We start from the raw sequence: 20,091 nt of genomic DNA on the forward strand, positions 1-20,091 counted from the left end.
AACAGGTTGGATAATAATGAAGTATACCGGCAGCCCGCAATTTTCTCATCGTCAGCCCGAAAAACTGGGGGTGCTTATCACCAACCTGGGCACCCCGGACAGTCCGACCGCTTCGGCACTGCGGCCCTATCTCAAGCAATTTTTATCCGATCCGCGGGTGGTCGAAGTGCCGCGCTTTATCTGGTGGTTTATTTTAAACGGCATCATCCTAAATATCCGACCGCGCCGCTCGGCCAAAGCCTATGCCACTGTGTGGACAGATGAGGGCTCACCGCTGCTGGCCATTACCCGCCAGCAGCATGCTGCGCTTAAAGCGCGCTGTCAGCAACAGTATGGCGACGACGTGGAAGTCGCCTTTGCCATGCGTTATGGCAACCCGTCCATTAGCTCGGCGCTGGACGAATTGATCTCCAATGGGGTGCGTAAGCTGGTGGTGCTGCCACTGTACCCGCAATATTGTGCCTCCACCACCGCCTCCACCTTTGATGCAGTGGCGGCCGATTTTACCCAGCGACGCTGGATGCCGGAGCTGCGCTTTGTCACCCAGTATCATGACAACCCGGCCTATATTCAGGCGCTGGCAGACAAAATTCAGGCTCACTGGGATGCCCATGGCCGCGCCGACAAACTGCTAATGTCTTACCATGGCATTCCCAAACGCTATCTGCTCAATGGTGACCCGTATCACTGCCAGTGTTATAAAACCTCGCGCTTGCTGGCTGAAACCCTTGGCCTGAAAGACAACGAATACATGACCTGTTTTCAGTCACGCTTTGGTCGGGAAGAGTGGTTGCAACCGTATACGGATGAAACCATGAAAGCGCTGCCCGGTCAGGGGGTGAAATCGGTCCAGGTGGTCTGTCCGGGGTTTTCGGCTGATTGCCTGGAAACCATCGAAGAAATTGCCGAGGAAAATAAAGAATATTTTTTGCATGCCGGTGGCAAGCGCTATGAATATATCGATGCCTTGAATGCCGATGACCAGCATATGGATATGCTATTTGATCTGGTGCAGGACAACCTGATTGGCTGGCAGGCTGATGCGGATACCGACAAGCGCGCTGAGCGCGCCAAAGCCTTAGGAGCAAGCCAATAATATGAACCAGTCCGTCCCGTCTATTCCCAAACCCTTGCGTCAGGCGCAGTCCCTGGCCAATACCTTGGATTCTGCTATTCGCCTGCCGGTGATAGGTTACCGAATTGGTCTGGACGGTATTCTGGGGCTGGTGCCCGGGGTGGGGGATGTGATCACTGTGGCGCTGGCCGGGCGGATTGTGTGGCTGGGCCACAAACTGGGCCTGCCGCGGCCGCTGGTCAGCAAAATGCTGCGCAATGTGGCAGTGGATTTTGTACTGGGGGCGGTTCCGCTGGTCGGTGATGTGGCCGACTTTTTTTTCAAAGCCAACCAACGCAATGTCAAACTGATGGAGCAGTGGTGGCTGGAGCAACATCGCCAGGAGCTGGACGAGAGCACCCGCCAGGCCCTGCACAACTGGCAACAAACCCCGTAAGGCGCTAACTGCCTGTTGAACTAATCGCTTTTACCTGTCTGCGCGTAGCCACTACAACGCGCTATATGCGTACTCTCTTTGCTGCAGCTGCATCGCAGCCCACTGTTTGCAGTCCATTTTCTGCGCCAATAGAGGAGCCATTTACAGGATGAAAGCTTCAGATCTGTTTGTTAAAGCGCTGGAAGCTGAAGGTGTAGAATACATCTTTGGCATCCCCGGCGAAGAAAATCTCGATCTTCTGGAATCTCTTCGCACATCCTCCATCAAACTGGTACTGACCCGGCACGAACAGGGTGCCGGCTTTATGGCCGCCACCTACGGGCGGCTGACCGGTAAGGTTGGCGTTTGTTTGTCTACCCTGGGCCCGGGAGCCACCAATCTGGTTACACCGGCAGCCTACGCCCAGCTAGGTGCCATGCCTATGCTGATGATCACCGGCCAAAAACCCATTAAAACCTCTAAACAAGGGCGCTTTCAGGTGATTGATGTGGTAGACATGCTACGGCCTATTACCAAATATACCACTCAGGTGGTTAGTGGCGAGCGTATTCCTTCTACCATACGTGAAGCCTTTCGTATCGCGCATGAAGAGCGGCCCGGCGCGGTTCACATCGAGTTGCCCGAAGATATCGCCAAAGAAAATACCACCATGCCGCTGTTAGAGCCCAGCCTGTCACGCCGGCCCATTGCTGAATACAAAGCCATTAACCGGGCGGTGGAAATGATTGAGCAGGCCACCTCGCCATTGCTGCTGATTGGCGCCGGTGCCAACCGCAAGCTCACTGCCAAGATGCTGCGCGAATTTGTGGATAAAACCGGTATTCCGTTTGTGACTACCCAGATGGGTAAAGGGGTGCTCAATGAATCTGACCCGTTGTTTGCCGGCAATACTGCGCTATCCGACGGGGATTTTGTGCACCGGGCCATCGACCGGGCAGACCTGATCCTGAATGTGGGTCACGATGTGGTGGAAAAGCCGCCCTTCTTCATGCACAAGGATGAAGACAAGCAGGTTATCCATTTTAACTTTGATTCGGCGGCGGTCGACCCGGTGTATTTTCCGCAATTAGAAGTGGTGGGGGATATCGCCAATAGCATCTGGCAAATTAAAGAAAAAATCACACCACAAAAAGACTGGAAACTGGATTTTTATAAAGATGTGCATAATGCCTATGTGGAGCACCGCCAGGTAGCCGAAGATGACAACCGCTTCCCGGTGCTGCCCGAGCGCTTTGTGCGCGATGTCAGAAAAGTGATGCCGGAAGATGGCATTGTCACTTTGGACAACGGCATTTATAAAATTTGGTTTGCCCGTAACTACCCGGCATATGCACCCAATACATTGCTGCTGGATAATGCGCTGGCCAGCATGGGCGCAGGTTTACCCTCAGCCATTGGCGCCAAGCTGGTTAAGCCGGATGTGCCAGTGGTCAGTGTGTGTGGCGATGGCGGCTTTATGATGAACAGCCAGGAGCTGGAAACAGCGGTGCGCTTAAAGCTGGATCTGGTGGTAATTGTGCTGCGCGATGATGCCTACGGCATGATCAAATGGAAACAATCGCACATGCATCTGGATGAATTTGGTCTGGATTATGGAAACCCGGATCTGGTCAAGTATGCCGAAAGTTACGGCGCTCAGGGCTGGCGCATCACTCAAACCAGCGAGATTGCTACGACCCTGGCTAAATGCCTGGATACGCCCGGAGTGCACTTGATTGACTGCCCGGTGGATTATTCCATGAATGATGAAACCTTGAACCGCACCATCAAAGAATTAAGCGAACAGTTATAAGGACACTTACCATGCTAAAAGACAGTTACCCCTACTATCTGGCCAATGAAGCGGTATATGCCAATCAGGATCTGGAAGTGACCAACAAGTACACCCATGAGGTAGCAACCCGGGTGGCCAAAGCCGGCGCGGATGTAATTGATAAAGCCATTGCCGCGGCTGAGCAGGCCCAACCGGCCATGACCAAACTCACCCCATTTGAACGCAAAGCCGTGCTGGATCATTGTGTCAAACGCTTTAAAGAGCGTGAGGATGAACTGGCCCATGCGCTGTGCATCGAAGCTGGCAAACCCATCAAGGACGCCAAAGGCGAAGTGACCCGGCTGATTGATACCTTTGTGATCGCGGCCGAAGAAAGTGTGCGTATCAATGGTGAGGTAATCAATTTGGAAATCTCCGAACGGGCGCGTGGCTATCAGGGCATGACCAAAAAAGTGCCGATTGGGCCCTGCTCGTTTATTTCGCCGTTTAACTTTCCGCTGAATCTGACCGCCCACAAAGTGGCCCCGGCCATTGCGGCCGGCTGTACCTTTGTGCTCAAACCCGCGTCAAAAACCCCCATTGGTGCGTTGATCATCGGTGAAATTCTGGCTGAAACCCAGTTACCCAAGGGTGCATTTTCGATATTACCCTGTTCACGCGATGGCGCCGATCTGTTTACCACAGATGAACGGCTCAAATTACTCAGCTTTACCGGTTCGCCGGATGTGGGCTGGGAGCTAAAAGCCAATGCCGGCAAAAAACCGGTGGTGCTGGAATTAGGCGGTAATGCAGCCTGTGTGGTGGATGCCGATGCCGACATAGACGATGCCATCGACCGTATCATTGTAGGCGCGTATTACCAGTCTGGCCAAAGCTGTATCAGTGTGCAGCGCCTGCTGGTGCATGAAGACATTTATGACACCTTTAAAGAAAAATATGTCAAACGGGTGGCCGAGCTGGTGCACGGCGATCCGCTTAACGATGACACTTTTATCGGCCCGATGATTTCCAAAGATGAAGCCGAACGGCTGCACAACTGGATTGAACAGGCCAAATCTGCAGGCGGCAAAGTGCTGTGTGGTGGCGGGCTCGACGGTGCTATGTTGCAGGCCACCGTGATGGAAGATGTGCCCAAAGATTGTGATGCTAGCCAGGAAGAAGCCTTTGGCCCACTGTCGGTGCTGTACAAATTCAGTAGCTACGACGAGGCGCTAAAAGAAGTGAACAACAGCCGTTATGGCTTACAGGCAGGCGTATTTACCCGGGATATTTATAAAATTCAGCAAGCCTGGGATGAGTTGGATGTGGGCGGCGTAATTATTGGTGATGTGCCCAGCTGGCGGGTCGACAATATGCCGTATGGCGGGGTCAAAGATTCCGGCCTGGGCCGTGAAGGGATCCGCTATGCCATCGAGGATATGACTGAAACGCGGCTGTTGGTGATCCGCCGGCCGCAGGGCTAGGCAGATTCCACCGCGTAATTTTCCAGCACTGCCAAGGGCACGATGTCCAGTGCCTTAATATGAGTGGCCGCCAGCACCACTTTGGGGGCCACTCCGGCAGCATAGGCTTCGAACCAGCGCGCCGCACACAAGCACCAGCGATCGCCGGGTTTAAGGCCGGGAAACATCAGATCCGGGCGCGGCGACATCAGATCATTGCCGCGGCGCGCTGAAAATTCTAAAAACGGCTCATCGACGATGGCACACACACTGTGGTTGCCTAAATCAGACGCGGGGACAGAACAAAATCCTTCACGGGTAAAGCCGGAGTTGCCACAACACAGCACCAAAGGCTTACCAAAAACATTTTTCTCATTGGCCATAATGTAATCCCTGTCTAATCACAACTTTGGCTTCGAGAGTATAAAATAGCATCAGCGATAGCAACCACTGCGACAAGTTTATTAGAGGAATCTTATGCTGGATAAAAGCAAAACAGGCGAGCCCCGTGATCCGGATAATTATTCTTCCGAGGAAATTGCCCGCTTTGACGCCCTGGCCGAAGCCTGGTGGGACCCTGAGGGCGATTACAAAACAGCATTAGAATTTAACAAAGCCCGCACCGCCATTATGTTGCAGGAAATCTGTCATCATTTTGGCCGCTCGGCGGGAACCGAAAACCCGTTGCACGAACTGCGTATACTGGATGTGGGCTGTGGTGGCGGCCTGGTTACTGAAGCCATGGCCAAACAGGGCGCCGAGGTGACCGGCATTGATGCCAGCGCCACCAGCATCGAAGTGGCCGAGCGTCACGCCAAAGACCAAGGACTGGATATTACCTACAAGCATTGTGTTGCTGCGCAGGTGAGCGGCGAACACACTTATGATGTGGTGATCAATGCCGAAGTGGTGGAGCATGTGCCGGATCAGCCTGCGCTTATCAACGACTGCACCCGCCTGGTGCGCCCCGGTGGCATGTTGATTCTGGCCACCTTAAATCGCACCATCACCAGCTATTTTGTGGCCATCATTGGTGCTGAGTACATCATGGGGTATCTGCCTAAAGGCACCCATTCTTGGCGTAAATTTGTTAAACCCCGTGAACTCGACAAATGGGTGGGCAGAGACTTTTATAAAACCTTCAAATGCGGCATGACCATGAACCCGTTCAACCACAAATGGCACCGCAGCTCCGGCATGCGGGTCAACTATATGCAGTGTTACCACTATTCAGAAAAGTAATAGTTGGCGGTTGACCAGAATGAGTTGACTAAAATTTATCCTTCGCTACGCTGGCTCTTTCGCCTGAAGGAGCAAGTCCATGAAAATCTACGAAACCCGTACTGCCCCCAACCCGCGCCGCGTGCGCATGTTCTTGGCCGAAAAAAATCTGGGCCCGAATGACGTTGAGGGTGAGATTGAATATGTCCAGCTGGACTTGCAAAAGGGCGAAAATTTAAGCGCCGAAATGCGTGCTAAAAACCCGCTGGGTAAGGTGCCGGTGCTGGAGTTAGACGATGGCACTTGCATTGCCGAAACCGATGCTATCTGCACCTATTTTGAACAACTGTACCCTGAGCCCTGCCTGATGGGCACCGATGCGCTGGATAAAGCCGTAGTGGCCATGTGGCAGCGCCAGGTAGAGCAGGCCCTGTTGCTACAGGTGGGGATGTGCTTTCAGCACACCACCGGCTATTTCAAAGATCGCATGGTACCGGTGGCCGAATTTGGCCAGCAGGCCGGCATCAATGCCGCCAAATACTTATCGATTTTAGAGCACCGGCTGGAGCGCTTTGACTATATCGCCGGTGAACAATTTACCATCGTGGATATCACTGCGCTGTGCGCCATTGATTTTGCCCGGGTGGTGGATATTCGTCTGCAAGACAAGCATACCAACCTGCGTAAGTGGTATGAGCGGGTCAGCAGTCGCCCCAGTGCCCGCGCCTGATGTTTTCGCTCTATACTGCGCCGACGCCCAACGGCTGGAAAGCCTCGGTGGCATTAGAAGAGATGCAGCTGCCGTATCAGGTGCACAATGTGGATCTGCGCGCTGGGGAGCAGCATCAGCCTGACTTTTTGGCCCGAAACCCGAATGGCCGCATTCCGGTGCTGGTGGACCATCAGCATGAAGATTTTTGTGTGTTTGAGTCCGGCGCGATTTTAGTTTATCTGGCCGAACAAACCGGGTTGTTTTTACCCACCGATGCTAAAGGACGCAGCCGGGTGATGCAGTGGCTGATGTTTCAGATGGGTGGGGTGGGCCCCATGATGGGCCAGGCCAATGTGTTTTTTCGCTATCTGGACGAAACTATTCCGCGCGCCATCAACCGCTATCACAATGAATGCCGGCGCTTGTTTGAAGTGCTCGATGGCCATTTGCAGCACCATGAATATCTGGCCGGTGACTATAGCATCGCCGATATGGCCAACTGGTGCTGGGTGCGCACCTACAAGTGGTCAGGGGTGTCGATGGATGGCCTGGAGCATTTACGGCGCTGGAAAAACAGTATCGAAGCCCGGCCGCGGGCACGTCGGGGCACCGAAATCCCGTTTAAACTGGATGCCGAGGCCACCGCCAGCAATATTACCCAGGCCGGGCGCAGTCTGGTGTGAGCCTGGCCTGTTCCTCAGTGCTCAATCAGTTGCTTTACCGTGTCCAGGGTGTCGGCTTCTGCGGCTGGTTTGTCCCAGCGGATGCGGTGAAAGCGCGGAAAGCGTAAGGCAATGCCAGATTTATGCCGTGACGACGGGTGCGCAGCATCAAAAGCCACTTCAATCACCAGTGCTTTTTTGACCTCACGCACCGGGCCAAAGCGGCCCACTGTATGGCGGCGTACCCAGTTATCCAACTTTTTGAGCTCCTCATCAGTAAAGCCTGAATAGGCCTTGCCAATAGGCAGTAGGGTGTCGTCCTGCCAGGCACCAAAGGTAAAGTCCGAATAAAAGCTGGAGCGTTTTCCGTGGCCGCGCTGCGCATACATGATCACTGCATCCACCAGCTTGGGCTGGCGCTTCCACTTATACCACTGACCTTTGGGCCGTCCCGGCACATACACACTGTCGCGGCGTTTAAGCATCAACCCTTCAATGGCGGTATCGGCACTGGCCTGCTGGTACTGGTCATGTAATGCATCCAGGCTGGCAATTTCCAGCACCGGCGATAAATGCAGCCGCTCGCTGGGCTGGCCGGCAATAAACTGTTCCAGCGCGGCACGCCTGGCGTGTAAAGGCTGGTGATGCAAATCGGTATCATCAAGGGTAAGGGCATCGTACACCATCAGCCCAGCCGGCAAGGCTTGCTGTAATTTTTTGTCGGGCTTTTTTTTGTTCAGCCGTTGTTGCAGCTGATTAAAACTGTCCACCTCGGCACCATGCATGACCAACAGCTCTCCATCCAGCACACAGTGGGTATCGATGGTCTCTAATAAATCGGGAAACGACGGGCTGATATCATCGCCGGTACGGCTGAACAGCGCCTTGCCGTTGGCCGTGCTGACCAGCTGTACCCGAATGCCGTCGAATTTGTATTCCACCTGCCACAGGTCGGCCTGCCAGTCGTCTAGCGCGTTGTCATCCAGCGGATGCGATAGCATGACCGGGTGGAAGGTTACCTGTTCGGAGATATCCGGCTTGTCACCGCGGCCCTCCAGCCAGGCTAATAATTCGGTGTAAGGGGCAGATACGCCATGCCATAAGGCTTCAATCTCAGCCACCTCGGTGTCACCGTAGCGGGCCAGGATCTGTTTCATGCTGCGCGCCGATACGCCGATGCGCAACCCCCGGGTGCCCAGTTTAATGAGCGCCCAGCGCTGGGCTGCACTCATCCGGTCCAGATATCCGGTGAGCAGGTCTTTGACTTCTGTACGCTTGGCCTGCTGAAACTGCTCGACAATGTCGCCCAGGCTGGGCAGAGGCGTGGCTTCGGCCTCAGTATTGGCCGGCCACAGGTGGGCCACGGTTTCACTCATCTCACCAACATAGTCGTAGCTTAGATCAAACAGCACCGGGTCGATGCGCTCCAGCATCAGCTGCTTTACCGTGTTGCGTTTGAAAAAATCAAAGCGCAGGGTGCCGGCCATGGCGGCAATGGCCCAGCCCCGGTCTGGGTCGGGGGTATGGCGTAAATAGTCCATAATCAGCGCGGCCTTGGCGTTATTGCCGCTGGTAAAATACAGCTGCTCAAGCAGATTGCTAAACGCTTCCATTAACCGGTTTCCTCACTGTCTTCATAGCCCAGTAGCGAAAGCGCCCGGGCTTTAAAGCCCAGCTGGGTAGCCTGGTGCACCAGCGCATCTTCGCGGCCGTGGGTGACCCAGACTTCGGTGGGTTTGACCTCGTGCAGGGTTTGCAATAACTCTGGCCAGTCACAGTGGTCAGAAACAATCAGCGGCAATTCCACCTGCTTTTGTCGGGCCCGGGCACGGATCTGCATCCAGCCCGAGGCCATCACAGTGCGTACATTGGGCAGCTTGCGTGACCAGCGATCCACCAGTGCCGAGGGTGGGGCAATCACAATTTCACCGGCCAGCTGCGCCAGGTCGGTTTGTTCACTGACCGGCTCCAGCGGGCCTAAATCGATGCCCTGGCGTTCATACAGGTCGCACAATTTAATTTGCGCGCCGTGCAAAAAGATAGGCTTGTGGTAGCCAGCCTGGCGCAGGGCCAATATCACCCGCTGGCATTTGCCTAAGGCATAGGCGCCAACCAGATGACAGCGCTGTGGAAACACCTTGAGCGAGTCAATCAGTTTATCGATTTCCTGCTCGATGGGCGGGTGGGTAAACACCGGTAAGCCAAAGGTGGCTTCAGTGATAAACACATCACAGGGCACCACCTCAAAGGGCAGGCAGGTCGGATCCGGGCGGCGTTTGTAATCGCCGGATACCACCAGCCGGGCGCCCCGGTATTCAAACAATACCTGGGCTGAGCCTAAAATATGCCCAGCCGGGTACAGGGTCATGTGCACCGGGTCCTCCGGGTCGCCCAGCGTCACCGTCTGATGATAGTCCAGCGTGTCGGTGGTCACCGCCATCTCCTCGCCATAACGGGTAGTCATGATGGCCAGGGTGGCAGCAGTAGCAAATACATGGCTGTGGCCGCTACGGGCATGATCGGCATGGCCATGGGTGACCACCGCCTGGGCCACCGGCTCCATCGGGTCCACATAAATATCCGCCGGGCGGCAATACAGGCCGGCACTTTCAACACTGATCCATTCTTGTGGGTGCAAGACCACCTCCTCAAGTTATCCAGCTGCAACGATATACGGCCAAAGCCGAGGGATGGTTGCCTGGCAATGGTAATCCTGGCCTGTGCCTGGCCCGTATTGACAGGCAGTGACTGATGCCGATGAGGAACGGGTATTCTTCCCCCACGTTTTAGCCAATGGTTTGCCAGCCGTGACTGGCAGTTGCGAGACTACCAGGCCACCATGCTCAGGCAGGCCGACCAGCACCATGCCACCTTACTGATTGCGCCCACCGGGGCCGGTAAAACCCTGTCCGGGTTTTTGCCCAGCCTGGTGGAGTTGGCCGAGCAGCCGCACACCGGCCTGCATACCCTGTATATTTCACCATTAAAAGCCTTAACCCAGGATATTCACCGCAATCTGATGGAGCCGGTGGAGCAAATGGGCCTGGACATCAGCATTGAGACCCGCACCGGCGATACCCCGTCGCACAAACGCCAGCGTCAGCGGCGCAAACCGCCCAATATACTGCTGACCACCCCGGAGTCACTGATGTTGCTGCTCTCCTATGCGGATGCGCCCAAAATATTTGGCAAGCTGCGCACAGTGATCATCGATGAAGCGCATAGTCTGGTGGCCAACAAACGCGGCGATTTTACCAGCCTGGCGCTGGCCCGCCTGCAATCGCTGGCCCCGGCCATGCGGCGCATTGGGTTGTCGGCCACGGTGGCTGAGCCTGAGCTGATGGCGGCCTGGCTGGGGCCCACCGGCGACCCGGCGGCGGTGTTGCAGGTGGAGGCACCGGTTAAGCCGGCCATCACCTTACTCAACAGTGAAGCGCGTATGCCGTTTGGCGGGTTTATGGCCCGCTATGCCATCCCGGATATCTACCAGGCGATTTGCGCTGCCGGCACCGCGCTGGTGTTTGTGAATACCCGGGCACAGTCGGAAATGGTGTTTCAGATGCTGTGGGAGGAAAATCGCCAGGGGCTACCCATTGCGCTGTATCATGGCTCGTTGAGCAAAGAACAGCGTCGCAAAACTGAAAATCTGATGGCCACCGGCCAGTTGCGCGCCATTGTCTGTACCTCGGCACTGGAGCTGGGCATCGACTGGGGGGATGTGGATTTGGTGATCCAGGTCGGCGCGCCCAAAGGGGTCAGCCGCTTATTACAGCGTATCGGCCGCGCCAATCACCGCTTGGATGAGCCCAGCCGGGCCCTGCTGGTGCCGGCCAACCGCTTTGAGGCCATCGAATGCCAGGCTGCTATTGATGCCATTGCCAATGATGAGCTGGATGGCGATGCGCCGCTGCCCGGCGCCATGGATATCTTGCCGCAGTTTATTTTAAATTGTGCCTGCGGCGAACCGGTGTCCCCCGATATCTTGTATCAGCAAATTTTAGATGCTGCGCCCTATCAGGGGGTAAGCCGCAAGGAGTTTGATAAACTGTGGCAGTTTACCGTGGACGGCGGCTATGCGTTGCAGGTGTACGAGCGCTACCGGCGCTTAGAGCAGACCGAGGACGGCTGGGTGGCTGCATCAAAGCGCGTGATCCAGCGCCACCGGCAAAATATCGGCACCATCGTGGAAGCGGGCAGGGTCAAAGTTAAACGCATCCGGCGCGGCAATCAGGGCAAAATCATCGGTGAGGTGGAAGAATATTTTGCTCAGCAGCTGGTGTCCGGCGATACCTTTTTATTCGCCGGTGAGGTGCTTAAATTTGAAGCCATTCGCGATATGCAACTGCACGCCCGCCCAGCCAAAGGCGGCGAGCCGAAAATCCCCAGTTATGCCGGCGGTCAGATGCCCTTATCCACTTTTTTAGCCGAGCGGGTGCGCGACCTGCTGGACACACCAGCGCGCTGGCGCCAGTTACCAGACCAGGTGCAGCAGTGGCTGCAGCTGCAACAGCAGTTTTCTGCCATCCCCGATACCCGCCAGGTGCTGATTGAACAATTTGAATACCGCAAAACCAATGTGGCATTGTTTTATACCTTTGAAGGGCGCAAAGCCAACCAAACCCTGGGCATGCTGCTCACCAAGCGCATGGAAAAACAGCGCCTGCAGCCACTGTCATTCAGTGTGACCGATTATGGCTTATCTGTTTTTTCGATGAAACCTATCAGCCAGACCCAGCTGGATAGTTTATTTAATCCGGATATTTTAGGCGATGAGCTGGAAGACTGGATGCTACAGGCGCCCATGCTCAAGCGTTCCTTCCGGCGGGTGGCGATTGTCAGCGGGCTGACTGAACAGCGTTTTCACAGCAGCCAAAAGACCATGAAACAGGTCACCTTTTCCACTGATTTAATCTACGACACCTTGCGTGAGTATGATCCTGACCATATCCTGTTGGCCGTCACCCGGGCCGATGCGGAGCGCGAATTGTTAGATTTGCGCCGGCTGGCTGACATGCTGATCCGCTTTGTGGGCAAAACCCGCCTGATTAATTTAGAAAAAGCCTCGCCCATGGCCATTCCCATTGTGCTGGATGTGCGCTCGGAACAGGTCAAAGGCGCCGGTGCTCATGCCCTGATGGAGCAGGCCGATTTGTATGCCGAAGCCGAATCTATGCTGGATGAGGTCAAGGCGCTGTTGAGCACCAAACATTAGCGGTCTTTTGCAGGCAGCAGTAATAGGTAAAGAAAAAGGTAGTTGTTGTGGTCACAGATTCTGACTGGTTACATGAGCAGGTCAGTGCCGCGCGCATTGCGCCGGTGCGCTTTGGTGCCCATACCTGGTTGCTGGACAGCCGCGGGGTGGCCTATCTAGCCGCTCACGACACTTTGGTGGTGTCAGACCTGCATTTGGAAAAAGGCAGTTTTCTAGGCAGTTTTGGTCATCCGCTGCCATTGTTCGACAGCCAGGCTACGTTGGACCGATTGACGCGACTGCTGGCGCTGTATACCCCTTCGACACTGATATGTTTAGGCGACAGTTTTCACGATGGCGCGGCATTTGAGCGCATGCAGTCAGCTGTAAAAGCGCAGTTGCAAACCATGATCGACACCGTGCCGCGCTGGATTTGGATCTTAGGTAACCACGACCCGGCTATTCCGGCAGCGCTGAGCGGCGAACGCCATGCGCGGCTGGCGATCAGCAGCACCGGCTTTTGTCATGAACCCGAAGACAACTGGCCTGGCTGTGATTATCAGGTGGTGGGCCATTATCATCCCAAAGTGCGCCAACGGGTTGGCCGCCAGCGGGTCAGCGGGCGCTGTTTTGCGCTGACTCCGCAGATGCTGATGATGCCGGCCTTTGGCCAGTATACCGGTGGGTTATGGGTGGACGATCCGGCGCTACAAACACTACTGCCGCTATCACAGCGGCAGTGTTTTGTGCTCCAGGATGAGCGGATATTTGCACTGTGCAAGGCCCGCCGGGCCTCACCCTGACGTGTACACCTAGTCGCGCCAGCGCTTGGTTAGCTCGTCATAGGCATCGATGCGGCGGTCACGAAAATATGGCCAGATCCGCTTAACCTGTTCGGTGCGCGCCAGGTCCAGCTCCACCATCAAAGTTTCTTCTTCATCGGCACTGGCCTGGGCCAGTACTTCACCCTGCGGGCCAGTGATAAAACTTTGGCCCCAGAACTGAATGCCCGGGTCGTTATCCACCGGCGAGGCTTCAAACCCGGTCCGGTTAGCGACAATCACCGGCACCGAGTTGGCCACCGCATGCGAACGCTGAATGGTCTGCCAGGCGCCAAACTGGCGCTGACGCTCGTCCTCGGTATCGGTTTTATCCCAGCCGATGGCAGTAGGGTAAAACAACATATCAGCACCGCGCATGGCCATCAGGCGAGCGGCTTCCGGGTACCACTGGTCCCAACACACCAGCACACCCAGTTTACCCACACTGGTTTGAATGGGCTCAAAGCCCATGTCACCCGGGGTAAAATAAAATTTTTCATAAAAACCCGGGTCGTCGGGGATATGCATCTTGCGGTATTTACCGGCGATTTCACGGCTGCGGTCAAACACTACCGCGGTATTGTGGTACAAGCCCGACCCGCGCTTTTCAAACAGCGAGGTGATCAGCACCACATTATATTTTTCGGCCAGTGCCCCGAAAAACTCGGTGGCCGCGCCAGGAATGGGCTCAGCTAAATCAAATGCCGCGGTGTCTTCCTGCTGGCAAAAATACAAGGTGCTATGCAATTCCTGTAATAGGATGCACTCACAGCCATCCGCCGCCAGCTGCGCGATCTTATCTGCGCTTTTTTGCCAGTTAATGGCTTTGTCGTTGTTCTCAACAGCCTGTTGAACCAGGCCTACTTTAAGGGTTGCCATACAGCGTAACTCCTTGTTGCAGTTGAGCGCGTACCGCGTCGGTCAGGGTGCCTTGTGGTACTTGCATAGAAATACAGTGTAAACTGCCAAATTGCTGGATCAGCGCCGCGCAGTCGACCGGCACAATCTGATGGCCGGCAAAAGCCTGCGCCATCACCGCCAGGGCTGCCTCATCTTCAGGCTGGCCATACACCGGGACCAATACAGACTCATTACAGATTAAAAAGTTCGCATAGGATGCGGGTAATCGTTCATTTTCTGCATTCACCATATGCGGCAGCGGCAGCCGGTACTGGGTATGTTCCGGCAATGCCTCGGCCACCTGCTCACACAGAGCCTGCAAACCGGCAAAATGAGGATCTTCCTGGCGATTATCACAGGCCTGGATCACCACCCCCTGCTGCGGCGTAAAGCGCACCAGGGTATCAATATGGCCATCGGTGTCATCGCCAAGCAAATGGCCCTGGGTGAAAATCGTCGTTTTTCGGGCCCCCAATGCCTCGCTGAACAAAGATTTGTATTCGTCCAGGGTCATGGTCTGGTTGCGTTTGGGGTTTAACAAACATTGCGCGGTGGACAGCAGGTGGCCATTGTCATCAATTTCCAGCGCGCCGCCTTCCACCACCCGGTCAAACGACAGCAAAGGCTGCGCACACAACCCGGCCAAGACTGTCTGATTGACCAGATTGTCTTTTATCGCATTGAATTTTTGGCCCCAGCCATTAAACAAAAATTCCACCGGTTGAGGGCCATGCTCACCGGCCACGGTCAAAAAGCCATAATCGCGCATCCAGGTGTCATTGTACTCAGCACTGACCAACAAAACCTGACGCTCATTACCGAGACGCGCCTGAATGGTGGCGGCATCGGCTGGCTCGCATAGCAAAATTACACCGGCGCCGGCCTGATTAACCGCGTCAATCACCTGGGTATAGACCTGCTCGACCTGTTCCAGCCAGGGCGCCCAGTCGGTATCAGCATGGGGCCAGGCCAGCATCACGGCTTCACACGCCTGCCATTCTGGATATAAAGACAAATTCATAGTATTTCTCGAGGGTTGCATAGCGCCAAGTATACCGCCGGGCGGGGTTGGCTTAAACCAAAATTGTGCGGGCTAATACGCCTCGCGCTTCAAGGCAAATTAGCTTACCGCCATTGATTTTGTACACATCTGCCCCATCTGAGATCCCATTGATTTTGCCATGTGCAGATTTTAAACGTATTTATGTTACACTTACCCTGCAATCTGCGGGGCAAACTTACTCAGGTCACAGTTTATGCCTGTACCTCACAACATTGCATGCACATGCTGCAACAATAGCTTGGGCATACACATAGCAATTTCGGGGCTCGACAACTGAGGCTCTGAACAAGCAAAACGATGTAAATTCCACAGATGTGGTTGGGTTGGAAATATCATGCTAGCAAATGAAGCGGTAGTGGTGCGTGACGCACTGGAGCCGGTAATTGCCAAAGAAGCACAATTGGTTCGTCAGGCGCTGATCGACACCGGGTTGGAAACCCCGATGATCGACAATCAGCTCAGTGCGGCCCAAAAGCGTGACCGAATTGAAGCGGCAATGGCCGATATCATGGATGCCCTGGGCCTGGATCGTGAAGACGATAGCCTGGCCGATACCCCGCGACGGATTGCTAAGATGTATGTGGATGAATTGTTTGGCGGTCTGGACTACGCCAACTTTCCCAAAATTACCAATATCGAAAACAAGATGCGTTTGGATCAGCCGGTACAGGTCAGCGATATCAGCCTGACCAGCACCTGCGAACATCATTTTGTGACCATTGATGGTACCGCGTCGGTAGCTTATATTCCCAAAGAGCGGGTGTTAGGCTTGTCGAAGATTAATCGTTTAGTAGGATTTTTTGCGCAGCGTCCGCAAGTGCAGGAACGGTTAACCCAGCAGGTGCTGGTGGCCATTCAAACCCTGGCCGGCACTGAGGATGTGGCAGTAAGTATCAATGCGACCCATTATTGTGTAAAGGCCCGCGGTATTCGCGACACCAATTCTTATACGCGCACCAGCGCGCTGGGTGGCTTGTTTAACAGCGACGCTAATTTGCGGCGTGAATTTTTTGCCGACAGCCGTTAAATATTTGCTGGTCAGCGAATGACCAGCTCCTGCGGCGCTTCAGTCACTATCAGATTGATCTGATCATCAATGCCATCGGCCGACACAATTTCCAGCATCACCGCGCAGTTGTCGCATTTTGCATACTGTTCGGTGCATTTATCACGCAATTCATGATGTTGTAACACATTGATGTGCCCGCAGTGAGGGCATAAATACTCATGTTCGGTGGCCGCTTGCATGGTTTCCTCATCTCAGCTAAGCAGGCTACCGGGTCGCAGCCTGATGACAAATCTGTAATGAGTGTTACAAGAACCGCACCACAATGGCAGCAATGTGCGAATCTGCGTGATAGCCCGCAGTTACGCGCCGGCCAGCCACCATTGTTGCTGATAACCACTTAACGTAAGCAGCTCAGTTTGTTTGGGCAGTGCTTGCCCGGTAAACAAATCGGTGGCGTCGTGTTGTTCCAGCACCTGCAAAATCTGGCTGTTGAGCTGCTGTACCTGCTCAGAAAAATTACACAACGCCAGTAATTTATCGCCGTTGTCATGGCTACGCAGATAGGCAAAGCAATGCGGGTTGCCGGTGTCTAAAATTTGCGTGGTGCTGTCGCCAAATACCGGATGCGCCTTACGTAAGCTCACCAGTTGCTGTAATCCTTTAAACGTGTGCTGAGTGGCCTGCGCCGCCAGGGTGGTGGGGCTGGCCGGGCTCATGACCTGAGCAATCTGCTGGTTGGTGACCGCCACCCGGTTGACCCAGCGATCATCGTGCTGCTTGTGCGGATCCTGCCGATAACTGTAATCATTTTGCAGCGCCAGCTCATCGCCGGAGTACAACAGCGGAATACCGCCGATGCTAAAGGCAATACCATATAGCAACTTCATGCGCGCGATGGCCACCTCCACCAGATGCTCACTGCGCTGCTCCAGCGCTTGATCCAGCCCGCACAGTGAAGCCAGGGTGCCGCACACCCGGCAATCACCGGTGCTGGGGTTTTCAGCAAAGGGCACGCCGTTGGCAAATGAGCCGTCAAAGCGGCCGGTAAAAAACTGGTTGAGAAAAAAACGATGATCATGCGGGTTAATTCCCAGTTGCCAGGCCAGGTCATCATCAAAGGTCCAGCCGATATCATCATGACAGCGCACATAGTTGACCCAGGCAGTTTGCCGCGGGATAGCAAAATATTCCTGCATGGAGCGGGTCAGCAAGCGGGTTTTGCGGGTGGCCAGGCTGTTCCAGCTCAAGGCCATCAGCAAGGGGTTATAGGATAACTGACATTCATCGCGGTCAATGTACTCCACCACGTGTTTGGGGTGCACAATGGCTTCGGATTTAAACACCACCGCCGGGGCCACAATTTGCAGGCAGGCATTAAAGGCCTGGATCAGCGTATGTGCCAGTGGCCGGTTTTCACTGTCGGTGCCCATCTCTTTCCAGATAAAGGCCAGCGCATCTAAGCGCAGCGCCGCGCTGCCAATGTTAGCTAAAAACAGCATCTCCGCAGTGATGGCATTAAATACCGCCGGGTTGGCATAGTTAAGATCCCACTGAAAACTGTTAAAGGTGGTCCATACCCATTTTTGCATGGTGTCGTTGTAGGTGAAGCTGCCGCGGCGCACCTGCGGGAATATCTCGCGTAATGTTTGTTCGTACTGGTCAGGCTGCTGCCGGTCATCAAACAGATAATAATAATTTTGATAGGTAGGGTTACCGGCTAGCGCAGCCTGGGCCCAAGGGTGTTCATCCGAGGTATGGTTGAACACAAAGTCCAGCACCAGCCGGATCCCGGCATTGGCCAGCGCCGCCGCCAGTTTTTTCAGCTGCGCCATGGTGCCCAGTGTGGGATTGACCTTGCGGTAGTCTGAGACAGCATAGCCACCGTCACTGTCGCCGGCAGGCGCAGCATATAACGGCATCAGATGCACATAGGTGATGCCTAAGGCTTTAAAGTACGGAATTTTATGCTGCAGGTCGTTTAAGGTCGGGCCGAGCAAATCCACATAGCAGGCCATGCCCACTTCCTGTTCGCTTCGGTACCACAAAGGGTTTGTGATGGCCGCTTCATCCTGCTGTTTGAGACTGGCCGGGCGCTGCTGCATGCCTTCGGCCAGGGTTGCCATTAACTGCTGTAAATGAAAATAGCAGTCATACTGATGCCCGTACACCTGAGTATATAAGTCAAACAGCCGGGCAAAGTGGGTATCCAGCCGGCTATGGAACAGGGTACGCTCATCCCGGCTCAATTTGCGCAAGTCCAGCGTGGCAAGAATGCGGTCTAAGCAGGTGTGCGCATCGGCGGCATAATTCATCATACAGTCTCCTGACCAGCGCCAGCCTCGCGTCTGGCAACTAACAAAGTATTCACAATATTGTTTACAATTTTGTAAACTCTTGCTAATTTATCTTAAACGATTAAGCTCAACAAGCAAATTAATTTGCCGCGTCGGCTCAACCAGCCGTAAACGCGCTTGTAACAGGCAGAACAACCCATGCAGCAATCCAACAGCTATATCATCCGGTGGCTGACGTACCTGATGTTTATGATGTTTGCCATGACCTCCGACTCGGTGGGCGAGATCATCAAAGAGGTCAAAGCAGCCTTTGATGTGACCAATGCTCAGGCCAGTCTGATGCATTCATTACCCATGCTGGGGATTGCACTGGCCGGATTGTTTTTGGGCTTTTTAGCCGACAAGCTGGGCCGCAAGCCTACTATCATTTTGGGCCTGGCCATATTTGGGCTGGCCTGCTACAGCTTTTTAATCGCTAACGACTTTGTCTTTATTGTGGCACTGATGAGCTTATCGGGCATCGCGGTGGGGATCTTTAAAACCGGCGCGCTGGCCTTGATTGGCGATATTTCTTCTTCAACCCGTCAGCACACCGCCACCATGAACGGCGCCGAAGCCTTTTTTGGCGTGGGCGCTATTATCGGCCCCCTGACGGTGGCCTGGCTGATCCATCAGGGCGTGGCCTGGCAGTATTTGTATGTGATTGCCGGCGGCATCTGTACCTTGCTGATTATAGTGGCAGCCTGGGTGCGCTATCCAGCTCATCATCGCCAGTCAGACAGCACCAGTGATGTGGGCAATCCGGACAAGGTGTCGCTGGGCAAATCCTTAAAACTGGTTAAAAACCCCTATGCACTGGGCTTTTCGGTAGGCGCCTTTTTGTATGTCGCGGCCGAAAGTGCGATTTATGTGTGGATGCCCAGCTACCTGGTGTGTGATGCAGTGGATATGCAAAGCACCTATGCCTGTTACAGCGATGGGCTGACCCGTCAGCTGGCGATTTATTCGGTGACCGCTTTTTTTGTGCTGCGGGCATTGGGTCGCTTTGTGGGTATCTGGATGATGGCGCGGTTTAACTGGGCGCTGGTGCTGATGGTATTTAGCGGCGCCATTGTGGTGTGCTTTGTGGCGGGCCTGGCTGTGGGTAAACAGCTGGCGCTGTTTTTGTTTCCGCTCACCGGCATCTTTATGTCAGTGATTTATCCTACCTTTAATTCCAAGGGCATCAGCTGCTTTGAAAAACATCAACATGGCAGTGTGGCCGGGGTGATTTTATTTTTCACCGCGGCTGGCGCAGCTGCTGGCCCGCTTATCATGGGCCTGGTCAGTGACGCCATGGGCGGCGCTGCCAAATACGGCTTTATGGTGGCCACCGGCTTTGCCAGTATTTTATTTATCGGCCTGGTGTACAACTATCTGGCCAATCCTACCGAACAGCGACTGGCTGAAATAGAAGCGCGCGACTATGGCGCGCTGTCAGACTAATCAGTT

The 20,091-nt window shown here is 54.5% G+C and carries 18 protein-coding genes; 11 read left to right on the forward strand and 7 right to left on the reverse strand.

Features of this window, described 5'->3' with window-relative positions:
- Window positions 1-16 precede the first annotated feature (16 nt).
- From hemH to ACTUJZ_RS12835, 4 genes are all read left to right on the forward strand, one after another.
- Window positions 17-1,096, forward strand: a complete 1,080-nt coding sequence (hemH, locus tag ACTUJZ_RS12820; protein WP_463636724.1) for a ferrochelatase — start codon at window positions 17-19, stop codon at window positions 1,094-1,096.
- A gap of 1 nt (window position 1,097) precedes the next feature.
- Window positions 1,098-1,511 (forward strand): DUF4112 domain-containing protein, encoded by a 414-nt coding sequence (locus ACTUJZ_RS12825; protein WP_463636725.1) that lies wholly within the window; start codon window positions 1,098-1,100, stop codon window positions 1,509-1,511.
- Window positions 1,512-1,659: 148 nt separating this feature from the next.
- Window positions 1,660-3,303, forward strand: coding sequence for an acetolactate synthase large subunit (locus tag ACTUJZ_RS12830; protein WP_463636726.1), 1,644 nt, complete (start codon window positions 1,660-1,662; stop codon window positions 3,301-3,303).
- An 11-nt stretch (window positions 3,304-3,314) separates the two neighbouring features.
- Entirely contained in the window at window positions 3,315-4,748 is a 1,434-nt protein-coding gene (locus ACTUJZ_RS12835; protein WP_463636727.1) for an aldehyde dehydrogenase family protein, read from the forward strand.
- Here ACTUJZ_RS12835 and ACTUJZ_RS12840 read toward each other — a convergent pair.
- Window positions 4,745-5,110, reverse strand: coding sequence for a DUF2237 family protein (locus tag ACTUJZ_RS12840; RefSeq protein ID WP_463636728.1), 366 nt, complete (start codon window positions 5,108-5,110; stop codon window positions 4,745-4,747). The genes ACTUJZ_RS12835 and ACTUJZ_RS12840 overlap by 4 nt on opposite strands.
- Window positions 5,111-5,204: 94 nt before the next feature.
- Here ACTUJZ_RS12840 and ubiG point away from each other — a divergent pair, with 94 nt between their 5' ends.
- The 3 genes from ubiG (at window position 5,205) to ACTUJZ_RS12855 (ending at window position 7,343) form a co-directional block, all read left to right on the forward strand.
- A complete protein-coding gene (ubiG, locus tag ACTUJZ_RS12845; RefSeq protein WP_463636729.1) occupies window positions 5,205-5,969 on the forward strand; it encodes a bifunctional 2-polyprenyl-6-hydroxyphenol methylase/3-demethylubiquinol 3-O-methyltransferase UbiG in 765 nt (254 codons plus the stop codon).
- A 79-nt stretch (window positions 5,970-6,048) separates the two neighbouring features.
- Window positions 6,049-6,678 (forward strand): glutathione S-transferase family protein, encoded by a 630-nt coding sequence (locus ACTUJZ_RS12850; RefSeq protein WP_463636730.1) that lies wholly within the window; start codon window positions 6,049-6,051, stop codon window positions 6,676-6,678.
- Window positions 6,678-7,343 (forward strand): glutathione S-transferase family protein, encoded by a 666-nt coding sequence (locus ACTUJZ_RS12855; RefSeq protein ID WP_463636731.1) that lies wholly within the window; start codon window positions 6,678-6,680, stop codon window positions 7,341-7,343. The genes ACTUJZ_RS12850 and ACTUJZ_RS12855 overlap by 1 nt, the downstream gene beginning before the upstream one ends.
- A gap of 14 nt (window positions 7,344-7,357) precedes the next feature.
- Here ACTUJZ_RS12855 and ACTUJZ_RS12860 read toward each other — a convergent pair whose 3' ends face one another.
- Window positions 7,358-8,935: a cisplatin damage response ATP-dependent DNA ligase gene (locus ACTUJZ_RS12860; protein WP_463636732.1), complete on the reverse strand. Its 1,578-nt coding sequence runs from the start codon at window positions 8,933-8,935 to the stop codon at window positions 7,358-7,360.
- Window positions 8,935-9,885 carry a ligase-associated DNA damage response exonuclease gene (locus ACTUJZ_RS12865; RefSeq protein ID WP_463636766.1) on the reverse strand — a complete coding sequence of 317 codons (951 nt, stop codon included), beginning with the start codon at window positions 9,883-9,885 and terminating at the stop codon, window positions 8,935-8,937. Before ACTUJZ_RS12865 ends, ACTUJZ_RS12860 begins: the two co-directional genes overlap by 1 nt.
- A 207-nt stretch (window positions 9,886-10,092) precedes the next feature.
- Between ACTUJZ_RS12865 and ACTUJZ_RS12870 the strand changes: the two genes are divergently transcribed.
- Both ACTUJZ_RS12870 and pdeM read left to right on the forward strand, forming a co-directional pair.
- Window positions 10,093-12,534 carry a ligase-associated DNA damage response DEXH box helicase gene (locus tag ACTUJZ_RS12870; protein WP_463636767.1) on the forward strand — a complete coding sequence of 814 codons (2,442 nt, stop codon included), beginning with the start codon at window positions 10,093-10,095 and terminating at the stop codon, window positions 12,532-12,534.
- Window positions 12,535-12,581: 47 nt separating this feature from the next.
- Window positions 12,582-13,316: a ligase-associated DNA damage response endonuclease PdeM gene (gene pdeM, locus ACTUJZ_RS12875; RefSeq protein ID WP_463636733.1), complete on the forward strand. Its 735-nt coding sequence runs from the start codon at window positions 12,582-12,584 to the stop codon at window positions 13,314-13,316.
- 9 nt (window positions 13,317-13,325) lie between these two features.
- Here pdeM and ACTUJZ_RS12880 read toward each other — a convergent pair whose 3' ends face one another.
- Complete coding sequence (locus tag ACTUJZ_RS12880; protein ID WP_463636734.1) at window positions 13,326-14,213, reverse strand: carbon-nitrogen hydrolase; 888 nt, start codon at window positions 14,211-14,213, stop codon at window positions 13,326-13,328.
- Complete coding sequence (locus ACTUJZ_RS12885) at window positions 14,200-15,255, reverse strand: agmatine deiminase family protein (RefSeq protein ID WP_463636735.1); 1,056 nt, start codon at window positions 15,253-15,255, stop codon at window positions 14,200-14,202. Before ACTUJZ_RS12885 ends, ACTUJZ_RS12880 begins: the two co-directional genes overlap by 14 nt.
- Window positions 15,256-15,631: 376 nt before the next feature.
- On the opposite strand from ACTUJZ_RS12885, the gene folE reads away from it, so the two are divergent.
- The gene (gene folE / locus ACTUJZ_RS12890; protein WP_463636736.1) at window positions 15,632-16,324 is read left to right on the forward strand and encodes a GTP cyclohydrolase I FolE; all 693 of its coding nucleotides are present in this window, start codon (window positions 15,632-15,634) and stop codon (window positions 16,322-16,324) included.
- Between the two features lie 11 nt (window positions 16,325-16,335).
- Here the strand turns inward: folE and ACTUJZ_RS12895 are convergent, their stop codons facing one another.
- Both ACTUJZ_RS12895 and ACTUJZ_RS12900 read right to left on the reverse strand, forming a co-directional pair.
- Window positions 16,336-16,545, reverse strand: a complete 210-nt coding sequence (locus ACTUJZ_RS12895; RefSeq protein WP_463636737.1) for a hypothetical protein — start codon at window positions 16,543-16,545, stop codon at window positions 16,336-16,338.
- Window positions 16,546-16,665: 120 nt separating this feature from the next.
- Window positions 16,666-18,618, reverse strand: coding sequence for an alpha-amylase family glycosyl hydrolase (locus tag ACTUJZ_RS12900; RefSeq protein ID WP_463636768.1), 1,953 nt, complete (start codon window positions 18,616-18,618; stop codon window positions 16,666-16,668).
- 225 nt (window positions 18,619-18,843) lie between these two features.
- Between ACTUJZ_RS12900 and ACTUJZ_RS12905 the strand changes: the two genes are divergently transcribed.
- Window positions 18,844-20,085, forward strand: coding sequence for an MFS transporter (locus ACTUJZ_RS12905; protein WP_463636769.1), 1,242 nt, complete (start codon window positions 18,844-18,846; stop codon window positions 20,083-20,085).
- The last annotated feature ends 6 nt before the right edge of the window (window positions 20,086-20,091 follow it).

The sequence above is a fragment of the Alteromonas sp. WD8-37 genome, from assembly GCF_055326825.1.